This is a genomic window from Sphingobium sp. TomMM7A (assembly GCF_055397305.1).
This window is the reverse complement of sequence record NZ_AP027311.1, coordinates 552739-566225: the sequence shown is the minus strand read 5'-3', so window position 1 is coordinate 566225 and position 13487 is coordinate 552739. Positions and strand designations below refer to the sequence as shown.

At 60.9% G+C, this 13487-nt stretch carries 17 protein-coding genes; 9 read left to right on the top strand and 8 right to left on the bottom strand.

The genetic code is table 11. From position 1 onward, the window contains the following. Nucleotides 1-2 precede the first annotated feature (2 nt). Nucleotides 3-263 (bottom strand): exodeoxyribonuclease VII small subunit, encoded by a 261-nt coding sequence (locus ACZ5ZH_RS02965; protein WP_196224044.1) that lies wholly within the window; start codon nt 261-263, stop codon nt 3-5. Between the two features lie 170 nt (nt 264-433). Between ACZ5ZH_RS02965 and ACZ5ZH_RS02960 the strand changes: the two genes are divergently transcribed. Further along, on the top strand, nt 434-817 hold the full coding sequence (locus ACZ5ZH_RS02960) for a hypothetical protein (RefSeq protein WP_464772133.1): 384 nt from the start codon (nt 434-436) through the stop codon (nt 815-817). 49 nt (nt 818-866) lie between these two features. Here ACZ5ZH_RS02960 and ACZ5ZH_RS02955 read toward each other — a convergent pair whose 3' ends face one another. Continuing rightward, complete coding sequence (locus ACZ5ZH_RS02955; protein ID WP_464775206.1) at nt 867-1238, bottom strand: DUF805 domain-containing protein; 372 nt, start codon at nt 1236-1238, stop codon at nt 867-869. Between the two features lie 179 nt (nt 1239-1417). Here ACZ5ZH_RS02955 and purL point away from each other — a divergent pair, with 179 nt between their 5' ends. Further along, complete coding sequence (gene purL / locus ACZ5ZH_RS02950) at nt 1418-3595, top strand: phosphoribosylformylglycinamidine synthase subunit PurL (protein ID WP_464772131.1); 2178 nt, start codon at nt 1418-1420, stop codon at nt 3593-3595. Nucleotides 3596-3633: 38 nt separating this feature from the next. Here the strand turns inward: purL and ACZ5ZH_RS02945 are convergent, their stop codons facing one another. Beyond that, nucleotides 3634-4401, bottom strand: a complete 768-nt coding sequence (locus ACZ5ZH_RS02945; RefSeq protein WP_464772130.1) for a methyltransferase domain-containing protein — start codon at nt 4399-4401, stop codon at nt 3634-3636. 59 nt (nt 4402-4460) lie between these two features. Between ACZ5ZH_RS02945 and ACZ5ZH_RS02940 the strand changes: the two genes are divergently transcribed. The 3 genes from ACZ5ZH_RS02940 (at nt 4461) to bfr (ending at nt 6569) form a co-directional block, all read left to right on the top strand. Next, nucleotides 4461-5705: a DUF418 domain-containing protein gene (locus ACZ5ZH_RS02940; RefSeq protein ID WP_464772129.1), complete on the top strand. Its 1245-nt coding sequence runs from the start codon at nt 4461-4463 to the stop codon at nt 5703-5705. 55 nt (nt 5706-5760) lie between these two features. Then, nucleotides 5761-5931 carry a (2Fe-2S)-binding protein gene (locus ACZ5ZH_RS02935; RefSeq protein WP_449471793.1) on the top strand — a complete coding sequence of 57 codons (171 nt, stop codon included), beginning with the start codon at nt 5761-5763 and terminating at the stop codon, nt 5929-5931. A gap of 158 nt (nt 5932-6089) precedes the next feature. Beyond that, nucleotides 6090-6569, top strand: a complete 480-nt coding sequence (gene bfr / locus ACZ5ZH_RS02930; RefSeq protein WP_464772128.1) for a bacterioferritin — start codon at nt 6090-6092, stop codon at nt 6567-6569. 36 nt (nt 6570-6605) lie between these two features. Here the strand turns inward: bfr and ACZ5ZH_RS02925 are convergent, their stop codons facing one another. After that, complete coding sequence (locus ACZ5ZH_RS02925) at nt 6606-7013, bottom strand: (deoxy)nucleoside triphosphate pyrophosphohydrolase (RefSeq protein ID WP_449471791.1); 408 nt, start codon at nt 7011-7013, stop codon at nt 6606-6608. Nucleotides 7014-7093: 80 nt separating this feature from the next. Here ACZ5ZH_RS02925 and ACZ5ZH_RS02920 point away from each other — a divergent pair, with 80 nt between their 5' ends. Then, entirely contained in the window at nt 7094-7279 is a 186-nt protein-coding gene (locus ACZ5ZH_RS02920; RefSeq protein ID WP_449471790.1) for a Flp family type IVb pilin, read from the top strand. A 136-nt stretch (nt 7280-7415) separates the two neighbouring features. Next, entirely contained in the window at nt 7416-7574 is a 159-nt protein-coding gene (locus ACZ5ZH_RS02915) for a Flp family type IVb pilin (protein WP_464772127.1), read from the top strand. 156 nt (nt 7575-7730) lie between these two features. On the opposite strand, the gene ACZ5ZH_RS02910 is transcribed toward ACZ5ZH_RS02915, so the two are convergent. The 4 genes from ACZ5ZH_RS02910 to ACZ5ZH_RS02895 are packed head-to-tail and all read right to left on the bottom strand — an operon-like array spanning nt 7731 to nt 11613. Then, the gene (locus ACZ5ZH_RS02910; protein ID WP_464772126.1) at nt 7731-8675 is read right to left on the bottom strand and encodes an acetyl-CoA carboxylase carboxyltransferase subunit alpha; all 945 of its coding nucleotides are present in this window, start codon (nt 8673-8675) and stop codon (nt 7731-7733) included. An 11-nt stretch (nt 8676-8686) separates the two neighbouring features. Beyond that, complete coding sequence (locus ACZ5ZH_RS02905) at nt 8687-9604, bottom strand: tyrosine recombinase (RefSeq protein ID WP_464772125.1); 918 nt, start codon at nt 9602-9604, stop codon at nt 8687-8689. A 4-nt stretch (nt 9605-9608) separates the two neighbouring features. After that, on the bottom strand, nt 9609-11420 hold the full coding sequence (locus ACZ5ZH_RS02900; protein ID WP_464772124.1) for a hypothetical protein: 1812 nt from the start codon (nt 11418-11420) through the stop codon (nt 9609-9611). A 4-nt stretch (nt 11421-11424) separates the two neighbouring features. Then, nucleotides 11425-11613, bottom strand: coding sequence for a hypothetical protein (locus tag ACZ5ZH_RS02895; RefSeq protein ID WP_196224058.1), 189 nt, complete (start codon nt 11611-11613; stop codon nt 11425-11427). An 82-nt stretch (nt 11614-11695) separates the two neighbouring features. On the opposite strand from ACZ5ZH_RS02895, the gene ACZ5ZH_RS02890 reads away from it, so the two are divergent. Both ACZ5ZH_RS02890 and aroB read left to right on the top strand, forming a co-directional pair. Continuing rightward, nucleotides 11696-12244, top strand: a complete 549-nt coding sequence (locus ACZ5ZH_RS02890; RefSeq protein ID WP_464772123.1) for a shikimate kinase — start codon at nt 11696-11698, stop codon at nt 12242-12244. Beyond that, nucleotides 12235-13344, top strand: a complete 1110-nt coding sequence (aroB, locus tag ACZ5ZH_RS02885) for a 3-dehydroquinate synthase (protein ID WP_464772122.1) — start codon at nt 12235-12237, stop codon at nt 13342-13344. The genes ACZ5ZH_RS02890 and aroB overlap by 10 nt, the downstream gene beginning before the upstream one ends. Nucleotides 13345-13487 lie beyond the last annotated feature (143 nt).

Sequence of the window (13487 nt, the reverse complement as noted above, 5' to 3'; positions counted from 1 at the left end):
GCTCAATCCGCGCCGAACGGCTGGGCGCCCGTGACGGCGCCGCTGGGATCGATGGTCAATTTCTGGATGCGGGCCTCTGCCGCCTGCAAGCGTTCAAGGCAGCGCTTGCGCAGCTCTTCACCCTGAGCATAGAGCGAGATCGACTCGTCGAGCGGCACGTCACCGCTTTCCAGCCGACGAACGATCGACTCCAGCGCCCGCAGCGCATCCTCAAACGACAATTGGGACAAATCGCCCGGCTCTGTCTTGCTGTCTTCGGCCATGCCCCCTGCATTGGCGGGCACCGGTGGCCGGGTCAAGTCTGCACCGCGCCATAAGGCGGATTCCGGGCCTGCTTGTAACAAAAGCGTCATCAAAACCCGCACAAAGCTGGCGGGATTTTGGCAGTTTTGCGTTGACGCTCGCGCCAGCAAGTGCACATAGAAGGACCGCTATGAAATATTATCTCCCCCTGATTTCCGCCGTTGCTCTCAGCATGCTCTCCGCTTGCAACAAAAATGATGAACCCGAAGTCGTCGGCGGCCCTGCCGATCCGATGGCTCAACAGCTCGCGAATGCCGCACCTGTCGAACTGCCGCCTTCGGTGAAGGTAAGTCGCCAGTATCGCTGCAAGGATAACAGCCTCATTTTCGTCGACTTCCTGAGCGACGACAAGACCGCGAACCTGCGCACTGAAAAGAATGGCGCGCCGACAAAGCTCGTCGCCCCCGAAGCTGGCAAGCCCTTCACGGCCGAAGGTGGCTATGTGGTCGATGGCAGCGGCAAGCAGATCACCGCCACCCTTCCGGGCAAAAGCGGCCTTAGCTGCAAAGCCTGATCAACATTTCCATGTCTTTCACAGGCCGGGCTCAACAGCCCGGCCTTTTTTATTTCCCTATCCGGCCCACCAGTTCGGGTTCACCAACCTCGACCGGGTCGGGACCAAAGCGGTTGGGACCACGCGTCCCGCTCATGATGAAAAAGACCAGCAGAACCAGGCTTCCGATCAGCGGGAAGAAAATTATCAGCAGCCAGAAACCGCTCCGATCCGTGTCATGCAACCGCCGCACCGCCACGGCGAGCCAAGGGATTAAAATAGCCAGGCCGAACAGGCCGGTGAGCGACCCTCCCCGCGTGTGATAGCCGGTATCGAACCACCAGGGACCGCGCCGTACCCAATGTTCGGTGGTGCTCAGGCCCAGCAGCCCTTCGACAATGCCGATCGCGATGAAGCAAAGCAGAAGGAAGAGGATGAACATCCAATACTCCTTTGGCCGCGCACGACCGGAAAAACGGGCATAGCGGCGCAGCGGCAACAACATCCATTCCATATGTCCCGTCCTCCGATCGGTGTTCCAACGCATATAAATAGCATGTTTTCCCGACTTGGGCTGGCCAAGGATTGTCTATCCGCCCCTCCCCGGTTAAAGGCGCGCTCATGTCGACCACAGCCACTCAGATCACCCCGGAAATCGTCGCCGAACATGGCCTTTCGCCGGAAGAATATGACCGCGTTCTGAACGCCCTCGGCCGCGAGCCGAATCTGACGGAACTGGGCATCTTCTCGGTCATGTGGTCGGAGCATTGCTCCTACAAGTCGAGCCGCATCCACCTGAAGAAGCTGCCGACGGAAGGCCCGCAAGTCATTTGTGGCCCCGGTGAGAATGCGGGCGTCGTCGACATTGGCGACGGACAGGCGGCGATCTTCAAGATGGAGAGCCACAACCACCCGTCCTACATCGAACCCTATCAGGGCGCGGCAACGGGCGTGGGCGGTATTCTACGCGATGTCTTCACCATGGGCGCGCGTCCAGTGGCGAACATGAACGCGCTGCGCTTTGGCCGCCCCGATCATCCGAAGATGAAGCATCTCATCAGCGGCGTGGTGCATGGCATCGGCGGCTACGGCAATTGCGTGGGCGTGCCCACCGTGGGCGGCGAGGTGAATTTCCACCCGGCCTATGACGGCAACATCCTGGTCAATGCGATGACCGTGGGCGTCGCGGATACCGACAAGATCTTCTATTCGGCCGCCAGCGGCATCGGCAATCCGATCGTCTATGTAGGATCGAAGACCGGCCGCGACGGCATTCATGGCGCGACCATGGCCTCTGCGGACTTCGGCGACGACGCCGACGCCAAGCGCCCGACCGTGCAGGTCGGCGATCCCTTCACTGAAAAGCTGCTGATCGAAGCATGCCTTGAACTCATGGCGTCCGACGCGATCGTCGCGATTCAGGACATGGGCGCGGCGGGCCTCACCTCTTCCTCGGTCGAAATGGCGTCCAAGGGCGGCGTCGGCATTCAGCTCAACATGGACGACGTGCCGCAGCGGGAAACCGGCATGACGGCCTATGAAATGATGCTGTCGGAGAGCCAGGAGCGCATGCTCATGGTACTCCAGCCGGGCAAGGAAGCTTTCGCCGAAGCCATTTTCCGCAAGTGGGAACTCGATTTCGCCGTCATCGGCCATGTAACCGACACGGGCCGCATGGTGCTGGTCCACAAGGGCGAAACGGTGTGCGACATTCCGCTCGCCCCGCTGGCCGACGATGCGCCGCTCTATGATCGCCCATCGATGCCGAAGGATGACTATAAAGCGTGGGCCAAGGTCCAGCCGCTGGGCGAGATCGCCGAAAGCGCCGACATTGGCGCCGATCTCGTCAAGCTGATGGGTTCTCCCGACATCGCCAGCCGCCGCTGGATCTGGGAGCAATATGACCACATGGTCGGCGCCGACACGGTGCAGCGCCCCGGCGGCGACGCGGCAGTGGTGCGCGTCCACGGCTCGCAAAAGGGCATCGCGATCAGCACCGACTGCACCCCGCGCTATTGCTATGCTGATCCCTATGAGGGCGGAAAGCAGGCGATCGCCGAATGCTATCGCAACATCTCGGCCGTCGGCGCGACACCGCTTGCCGTCACGAACTGCCTGAACTTCGCCAATCCGCAACGCCCGGAAATCATGGCGCAGCTGACCGGCTGTCTGGAAGGCATGGGCGACGCCTGCCGCGCGCTCGACTTCCCCATCGTGTCGGGCAACGTCTCCCTCTACAATGAATCCAAGGCGACGGGCGGCGGCTCGGCAATCCTGCCCACCCCCGCCATCGGCGGCATTGGTCTGTTGAAGGACGTCGATGTGATGGCGACCGTCGCCTTCAAGCAGGAAGGCGACGCAATCTGGCTGATCGGCGGCGAAGGCTCACATCTCGGCCAGTCCATTTGGCTGCGGGAAATTCAAGGCCGCGAAGCTGGTGACGCGCCGAAGGTAGACTTGACCGCCGAACGAACCAATGCCGAAGCTGTCCGCACGTTGATCGCGCAAGGCAAGGTCAATGCCGTTCATGATATTTCAGATGGCGGCCTGCTGGTCACCATCGCCGAAATGGCTCTGGCAGGCGGAATGGGCGCGCAGCTCGACATCGAATTGAACACCGCAGCGGCCTTTGGCGAGGATCAGGGCCGCTATGTCGTAACAGCGGCGGCGGGTACGGAGATCGCCGGGGCAGTCAGGATCGGGACGGTCGGAGGCGACAATGTGGCGGGCGTGAAGCTCGTCGACCTGCGCTCTGCGCACGAGGGTTTCTTCCCCAACCTGATGGACGCTGAACTGTAAGTGCCAACGAACATGGCTCCTGCCCAGCGGGAGCCATTTCAGGCGGGCCGGGTCACCCGTCCGAACAATATCTGATAGGCGTCAGCGCCATCTCCGGCGTCGAACGCCGCCATCACCTTCTTCAATTCTTTTGGCGAAAGCGGTTTCCGGCCCTCGCTCGACACTACCGCGCCAATGCCTTTCAAATGAGAAATCAGGCCACGCGCCCCGGTGCAGCTGAGCGGACAAGTTTCATCAAAGGCGAAGGCATCCTCATATCGGCGCAGCATTGAGGACAGTTCATCGAGCGAGGGATAATCGGGCACGCCGGGAACGAGGTCGCAAGCATGATGAGCTGCTCGCCATTGACCAAAACTCTCCTTTCCCATGGTAGAAAAGATCAGGCTGCCCCCCGGTCTCAACAACGCAACCAAGCGAGCGATGGCCTCTTCCAGATCATCGAACCATTGAAAGGCGAGGCTCGACAGGATGAGGTCGAACCACTCCCCCTCGAACGGCGGCGCTTCGCCATCCATGGCAAGAAACGTCCCCGCGACGAACGCCCCTGTAGCCGTTCGAGCAAGCATTTCCGGCGAAATGTCGGTGACCAGCAGCTCCGCCCTCGGCCAGCGCTGCTGAATATCGCGAGTCAGCAGGCCCGTGCCGCAACCGATCTCCAGGATGCGCCCCACCCCGCTGGGCTTCTGCCGCTGAGCAAGGTCGGCGACCAGCGCCGCCGCCGCGCGTTGGGGACCGGCATGATCTTCGTAATGGCCGACCGCCGCGCCGAACGCTTCGCTTATCCGTTGCTTGCGGCCGCTGTTCATGGCTAGTCGCATGACAGAGCCCCGCCGACTTTGCCAGCGTCTTTAAGGAACCTCGCCGCATGCCTCCTCCTTCATCCCGGATTGCCGCCATGGACGTGCTGCGCGGGTGCGCCGTCATGGGCATATTGTGGATGAACATCAGCGCCTTTGCCCTGCCGCAGACGGCCTATTTCAATCCGACCGCTGTTGGCCCGCTGTCCATCGGCGATAAACTGTTCTGGCTCATCAGCTTCCTGTTTTTCGACGGAAAGATGCGGGCTCTTTTTTCGATATTGTTCGGCGCTTCCATGCTGTTGTTGATTGATCGGGAAGAGATGGAGGGGCGTGATGGGCAGCGAGCGCAGATCATTCGGGCGGCTTGGTTGTTCATCTTCGGCCTTGCCCACTATCTGCTGCTATGGGCAGGCGACATATTGATGAACTATGCCCTGATCGGGCTGGTCGCGATGCTGTTCGTCCGCAAGGAACCGTTGGCGCTCATCAAATGGGCCTTCTTCTTCTTCCTCGCGCATTTTCTGATCTGCGCGCTGTTCATATTCAGCATCCACGGATGGGCAGACGCTGCCTTAGCGCCAAACGGAACCACCAGCATCCGGGATAGCTTCGCGCAATATATAGGGCCATTCGCCAACCCCGATGACCCCGCCATCCGGCAGGAGATCGCCACCTATCGCGGCAGCTTCGCAATTATCCTGACGCATCATTTGTACCTTTTAGTCCAGGATTGGTGGTGGACCTTCTTCATGAGCGCATTCGACACTCTTGGGTTCATGCTCATGGGCATGGCGATGTTGAAGGGCGGATTCCTGACCGGACGATGGGAAGCGGAGCAATATTGGCGCACTGCCCGCCATTGTTTCCTGGTCGGATTGCCACCCATGGCCGCGCTAGCAGGCTGGCTGCTCTGGCAAAACTTCCCTGTCGTTCCGTCCATAGGTGTGTCGCTTGCCTGGTCATTTCCTTTTCGCATCCCGCTTGCAGCCGGCTGGGCGGCACTGATCCTGTGGGTCTTCACGCGACATCGCCAGAGCCGCATGACGATGGCAGTCGCGCGCACGGGGCGCCTCGCTCTCAGCAACTATCTCGGCACCAGTCTCATCATGTGCGCTGTCTTCTATGGATGGGGACTAGGGCTATTTTCGCATCTCCGGCCGTTGGAACTGCCGCTGGTGGTGCTGTGTGGATGGCTGTTCATGCTTGCTTGGTCCACAGCCTGGCTATCCCGATTCGCCGTAGGACCCCTGGAATGGCTGTGGCGAAGCTTGGCTCGCGGCAAAGCGCAAAAGATTCGCAACAGCATCTAATATTCTATTGCGACCCATTATCACTTGAGATATTTCCCGAGTCAGGGAGAGCCTCATGGTCGTCTGTGTCTGCAATGCCATTCGCGAAAAGGATCTGAAGGAAGCCGTGCGGGGCGGTGCCGATACCCCTTGCAGCGCCTATGCTCGCCTCGGCCGTCGGCCCAAATGCGGCCAATGCGTACCTTTCGCCCGCACGCTGATAGCTGCCGAACGCGCTACCGCCTGATCCGATTGCGTGACATCCGCAGCGGGCGTCTCTCTTTTGCCGCGAACTCGACGCAATAGCTGCTTGCAAAATCCCCCTTTTCTGCGGCTTTCCGGTTAACAAAGCTCCGCGATGGCCCTATAGTTACGGCTTCATTCCAATAGCCCGAGGACAGCGCCATGAAGGGTGACTCAAAAGTCATCGACTATCTCAACGAGGTCCTCAAGAATGAGCTGACCGCGATCAATCAATATTTCCTGCATTACCGTATGCTCGATCATTGGGGCATCGAGAAGCTCGCCAAATTCGAATATGAAGAGTCGATCGATGAGATGAAGCATGCCGACAAGGTGGCGGCACGCATCCTCTTCCTCGACGGCTTGCCCAATTTCCAGCTGCTTGGCCGCCTGAAAATCGGCGAAACGGTCGAAGAAGTGCTGAAGGCCGATCTTGAGCTGGAATATGAAGCACTTCCCGTTCTGAAGGACGCCATCGCCCATTGCGAGACAGTGCGCGATTATGTCAGCCGCGACCTGTTCCAGTCGATCCTCGAAAGCGAGGAAGAGCATGTCGATACGCTGGAAACCCAGTTTGAAATGATCGAACGCATGGGCATTCAGAACTACATTCAGCTGCAGAGCAAAGCCAGGGAAGAGTGATTCGGCGGGCGGGCCATGCCGTTAGCCCGCCCTATTTTAGATCAGCGAATCGAGCAGGCCAATCAACGGCAGGTCCGCCGGCGGCATATCCAGCGCATACATCTGGTTGGGCCTGACCCATTTAAGTTCCGTGGCATGCCGCGCCTCGGGCAGGCCCTCCCATTTTCGGCAAACATAGAGCAGAAGCAACAAGTGCCGGTCTCCTAGCGCCTCACTGGCGAAAGCTGCGGGCGCAAGGCAACTTGTGTGCGTGCGGATGCCGAGTTCTTCTTCTAACTCTCGAACAAGTGCAGCCTCCGGGGTTTCGCTTTCCTCCAACTTGCCCCCAGGAAATTCCCACAGCCCCGCCATCGCCTTACCAGGCGGGCGTTGCTGAAGCAGCACCCGGCCATCGGCATCGACAAGTGCTGCAGCCACTACCAACAGGGGATGAATTGTCGTCATATTCGTCCAGCAAAGGGGTTTGTTAACTCTGGCTCTTTTACAAGGCTAAACGGGACTGTCTGCAATAAACGGGTGATGCAATGCGCGGGTTGATCAAACGCCTATCCCGATCGAGGTTGTTGCAGTGTCAACGGGGAGCAACCGCAGTTGAATATGGGCTGATCCTGGCCTTGGTCTGCCTGGCCGCACTCGCGGCGATATCGAATGTCGCAAACAAGACCGTAGGCATGTGGAACAACGTCGCCACAGAGGTTCTCGCGCATTAACCATCAATATCTGACACTTCCTTCGCGCCATTAAATCTTTGTCAACCTAACTCCCATAAACCGTCCATAGCTGACCTATTTCAAGCGGGGCGGCCGGGTAGTTAAACGGGATTTTTTCTAGTCAAGGAGACTTCACATGAAGTTCGTTCGCAAGATGCTGAAGAATGAAAAGGGTGCAACCGCCATCGAGTATGGCCTGATCGCAGCTCTGATCGCTGTCGCCGCCATCGGCGCAATGACCAGCCTCGGCGGCAAGCTCACCAACACTTTCAACAAAGTTTCGGGCAACATGTAATTAATTCCGAAACGGTAACAAAAAGGGCGGCCGGAGAAATCCCGCCGCCTTTTTTTGTGCATGTCCAAAACGAACGTCACACTAGCGCCAAGTGATGATCTGTTACCGAGACGAAACGACGATCCCGGATGCATGTTCCCAAAGAGCAGTCTTAGATCAAGCGCCGATGGCGAGGAACTTGTCGGCTCGGTCAGTACGAAGATCCTGCGGGCTCAATCCGGCAAGGGAATCCAACTCTTCGCCAATGGCAGCACCTAAACTGGCGATCGCCTGCACCGGCTCACGATGCGCACCGCCAATGGGCTCCGCGATGATCCGGTCGATGACGCCCAAATCCTTAAGATGCTGGGCGGTGACCTGCATGGCGGTGGCGGCATCGCTCGCCTTGTTGGCAGTGCGCCACAGGATGGACGCACAGCCTTCGGGCGATATGACCGAATAGACCGCATGTTCGAACATCAACACCCGGTTCGCAGCGGCCAACGCCACCGCGCCGCCGGAGCCCCCCTCACCCACTACCGCCGCGACCATGGGCACACCCAAGGCCAGACACTGTTCGGTCGAGCGTGCAATCGCCTCAGCCTGACCGCGCTCTTCCGCCTGTACGCCCGGGAACGCCCCCGATGTGTCCACCAATGTGACGACCGGCAGCCCAAAACGGTCAGCCAATTGCATCAGGCGGATCGCCTTGCGATAGCCTTCAGGCTTCGCCATCCCGAAATTGTGCCGAACGCGGCTGGCGGTGTCGTCACCCTTTTCATGACCGATCACCATGACGCGCCGGTCACCCAGCATCGCCAGACCACCAATGATCGCCTGATCATCCGAAAACGCCCGGTCACCGGCAAGGGGCATGAAATTGTCAAACATCCCCGCGACATAATCCTTGAAGTGCGGGCGGTCGGGATGCCGGGCCACCTGGGTCTTCTGCCAAGGCGTCAACTTGGCATATGTGTCCACAAGCACCTTGGTCGCGCGCTGTTCAAGCTTGTCGATCTCATCGCCGATATCGATGTCGCCGGCGCTAGCCGTAGCGCGCAATTCGATGACACGCGCCTCTAGCTCGGCGATAGGTTTTTCAAATTCCAAAAAGCTGACCATGGCCGACGGCGTTAGGGGGCAGACGCTTCTTCGTCAACGAAACGATGGCGCATTGTCGCCAGGGGATGACGGGTGTTGACCAGTTCGACCAACCGGCGGCTATCGACATGGGTGTAGATTTGGGTCGTTCCGATATCGGCATGGCCAAGCATCGACTGCAACGCGCGTAGGTCCGCTCCCCCTTCCAGCAGGTGCGTGGCGAAGGCATGGCGCAGCACGTGGGGACTGACCCGCTGCGGGGCGATGCCAGCGGCGGCGGCCAGCTGCTTCACCAGCTGATAGAGCCGAATGCGGCTGAGATAACTCCTCCCCGACGGAAACAGCCAGGGACTCTCAGCAGAGACATGCGGCAACCACTTGGAAACGGCGGCCCGCGCCCGATCCGATATCGGCACCAGTCGCTCGCGCGCGCCCTTGCCCTTCAAAATCAGGAACGGCCGATCCGCTGCCAGCGCGCGACGGGGCAAGGATACCAGTTCGGTAGCCCGTAAACCGGAACCATATAACAACTCGATCAGGGCGGACAGACGAAGATCCAACGCGCTGGGATGCTCGACCGCCAGTTTCTGTTCGATCAGGGCAAAGAGTGATTCGACTTCCTGCGCGGACAATATCTTCGGCAGGGACCTTCGCGTTGCGGGGCGTGGTAGCGCCGTGGAAGGATTGTCGGCCCGCAGCCCCTCTTCTTCCAGAAAGCCGTAAAATGCGCGCAGTGCCGAGACTTTGCGCGCAACGGACGAAGCCGCCAGCTCTGCCCAGGCTGTAGCCAAGCCCCCAACGTTTTCCTTAGTCGCGATCGAGAGGCCACCCAAAATCGCCGCCGCGCCTTCCAGATCGGCGCGGTAGGCCAGCAAGGTGTTGCGCGACGCCCCCCGTTCAGCCGCCATCATTTCCAGAAAACGACCGATCAGCGCGCCATCTTCTCCCATGAGATTAAATCCGCGTGATCGCCTCCGCCGCGATCATCCGCGCTTCGGGATCAAGCCCGACCTGATGCAGAGCAGCGACGATATGATAGAGATGAGCGGGCGGCAGACGATTCCACTCCGCCGTTTGCATGCCCACTGCCGCGAGCAGGGCGACGGTGGCTTTCTCCCCCCTCGCCGCCGCCTGATGGATCGCCCTCGCCCACCGGCTATTCACCGCCAGGTTGAGCCCCTTATCCTGCGCCAATGAAGCGCTTGCTTGCGAATTGATGCGAGCAAGGCCCGCCAGCGCAGCAATCAGCATCTGGCCTTTTTCCGCGCCCGCTTCGTCCGCGAAGGAAGAAATCCGGCCTTCGCTAATATCGACAACTGAACTGGGCGCGCCCACCGCCAGCAACGCCCAAAGGTCGCCAGCGCCGTCCCCCTCCGCCTGACGAGCCACCCCGCTCCAGCGCGCCGCGCTGCGATCATAGCCTGCGGTCAGCATGGCCGCGACCAGGTTGGCGGCCTCTCGCGCATCGACGTTGGCGACCGGCAAAGCGGCGGCGGCTTTGGCCGTGGCGATCAGGCCGACATAATCGGGCCTGCCATTGTCCCGCCAAAGCATCTGCATCGCCTGGACCCGCTCTTCGGGCGATCCACCCCGATAGGCGGTGCGCAGCGCGTCGATCCGGTCGGCAATCTCGGGCGACGCGTCGCCGTCAGCGCCAAGCTGACTGTAGAAACCTACCAAAGCCTGGCTTGAAAACACGCCAAGGCGCGCTGCCGCCTCACTGCCTGGCAGGCGACGAACCGCGCTAAGCGCGGGCGCGCGCGCTTCCCACGCGCGGACGTGGCGCCCGGCGGTGGCATAAAGCGGTTCGGGAATTTCGACATTGAGCGCGGTTGCCAGGCCAAAGCGCCATGCGGTCAGCCCATCGACCCCATCCCATTCGATCTTCACCGATCGCCGCGCGTCAAAGCCGGTGCCCACAACCTTTTCCGCGAGCCGATAATCTATACCGCGCACCACGCCGCGCCGCTGGGCCTGATTGAGCGCAGCGCTCGCCGACCCCTGATCGCCCGACAATGCCGGGCAGATCGCCCGCGTCATGTCCCACCCCGGCTCCTTGCTGTAACGCAGCGCGCCAGCCGACAGAGGGCACAGGCCAGCCGGGTCCGCCGTGGCCAGATAAGTCTGCATCGCCACCGCATAGAGGTGTGGCGTGAACTTGTCCGAATCGACGCTCTGCACCAGTAGCCGCGCACTGTCCGCCTCGCCCATGCGCAGCAGCAACCATGCCCGCTCCGCAACCCAGTCGGCACCGTCGATATCACGAGGCGTGTCGGTCGCGGAGAGCAGCGCACGCCGCAGCAGGATAGAGGCCCAACGCGACGTGATCGGCGCTCGCGTTTCCTTCATCAGCGTGGCGAGAAATTGCCCGGACTGTGCGCCGAAGGCATCAGGCGCCATGCCACGCCGTTCCGGCGTCAGCGGCCCAATTCGATCCAGCGACCGATGCGCGCCTTCAGGAAGGTCATATTTCTGCTTTTGCGCCGCCAGCTCTTCTTCTGAAAGCGCTTCGTCCGGGCCATTCCCCACTGCATTATTGGCAGGAGCCATAGCGCTGCCGGACGGCAAGGGCTGAATCATCGGCACGGGAGCAGCCGGACCCACCGGACGCGGCGTTTGCGATCCGGTGGCTGGCGGCGTCTCGGGCGCCTCTCCAAAGCCGGGGGGCAGAAGCGATTCAGGCGACTCCTGCGCAATCACCGGCAGCGTGAGAGCGAGCGCAAGCGTTCCAAGCGCCCATTTCGCATTCAACCGGCCTTGACGCATGCCTTTATTTGCCCAGCTTTTCGGCGGGAATGGCCTTTTCCACTCGCTGCTGCGGCCGTTCTCCGCCGCGCGACCAGAGCAGCGCGACCAGACCGATCACCAGGACGATCAGGACGATGGGAATGATGGGCAAGCGCGTGCCGCGACGACGCGAACCGCTCTCGAAGGTGCTGAAGGAACGATTGCTTCTCATGAATCCTTGTGCGGCCGAGCCGTGAAGTTGAGGAAAGTTGCGATTTGCCTCTGCGACGGGGGGATGTATAGCCCCCTCCGCAATGCAGCGAAACAGCAAATCCGTGCCTCCGCAGTCAAAGCGCGGTTCCATCGTCCTCATCGGGATGATGGGCGTCGGCAAATCGACGGTGGGGCGCCGGTTGGCGACGCGGCTTGGCCTTGCCTTCGTGGACGCGGACGAAGAGATCGAAAAGGCCGCTGGCATGACGATTTCGGAAATGTTCGAACGTTATGGCGAAGGATATTTTCGCGATGGCGAACGCCGGGTGATCGCCCGGCTGCTGGATGACGAGCCAAAGGTGATCGCAACAGGCGGCGGCGCGTTCATGCAGGAAGAGACACGCGCGCTTATCCTCGATCAGGGGACTGCGATATGGCTCGACGCCGACATCGACACTTTGGTCGATCGGGTGTCGCGGCGGGAAGGACGTCCGCTCTTGAAGGGCAAGGATCCTCGCGTCGTGCTGACCGAACTGGCGGCGGTGCGCAATCCTGTCTACGCGCTCGCGCCCATTCATGTGAAGAGCATCGCCGCCCCGCACGAAGTGGCGGTCGAGCGAATCCTGGAGAAACTGGCCGCATGGCAATAGTTCGCGTCGCGCTGGATGCGCGCAGTTACGATATCGTGATCGAACAAGGCGCGCTGGACCGGGCGGCCGATCATCTTGCGCCCTATGCCCGCGGCGGCCGGCTGATCGTCGTGACGGACGCCAATGTCGCAAAGGCGCAACTGCCCCGGCTCGAAACCAGCCTGCGCGGCGCCGGTATCGCCGTCGAACCTATCATCCTGCCCGCAGGCGAGCAGACGAAAAGCTGGCGACATCTTGAGCAATTGCTCGACCAATTGCTGGCCCTGGAAGTGGAACGTGGCGATCATGTCGTGGCGCTTGGCGGCGGGGTGATCGGTGATCTCGTCGGGTTCGCCGCGTCCATCCTGAAGCGCGGCTGCCACTTCATCCAGGTGCCAACGACGCTGCTCGCCCAGGTGGATAGCTCCGTCGGCGGCAAGACCGCGATCAACGCGAGCGCGGGGAAGAACCTGATTGGCAGCTTCTATCAACCCAGCCTTGTCCTCATCGACCCATCGACGCTCGACAGCTTGCCCGCGCGCGAGACCCGCGCAGGCTATGCCGAGGTCGTGAAATATGGGCTGATCGACGACCCGGATTTCTTCGCATGGTGTGAAGCCGAAGGGCAGAAACTGCTGGCGAGCGATCGCGACGCACGCGAATTCGCAATCGAACGAAGTGTTCGAGCAAAGGCCGCTATCGTGGCGGATGACGAAAGGGAAACATCCGGCCGCCGTGCGTTGCTGAACCTTGGCCATACTTTCGGGCATGCGCTGGAGGCGGATACGGGCTTCTCCGACACGCTGCTGCATGGCGAAGGCGTGGCGGCGGGCATGGCGCTCGCGTTCCGCTATTCGGCTCGGCTGGGTATATGCGCGATGGAGGATGCAGACCGGGTGACGGAACATCTGAAATCCGTTGGCCTGCCCCATGATCTTGAAAGTGCTCATGTGAAAGCCGACGGCGCCGCTTTGGTCGCCCACATGCTGCATGACAAGAAGATGGCAGCGGGAACGCTCCCCTTCCTGCTGGCGCGGGGGATTGGAAAGACATTCCTGTCAAAGGATGTGGCGCTGGATGATGTGGCCGCGTTCCTCGACGAGGACCGGGCGGCAGGCTGAGACTGACTGCTCCCCTCCCGCAAGCGGGAGGGGCCGGGGGTGGGCTAGCGCAAGGTAGCTTCTTTTAGGGCGAACTCAAAAGCTCACTCCTCTCGCGCCCTCCCCTAACCCCTCGCGCCTCAGGGAGGGGGACGTCTTGGAAC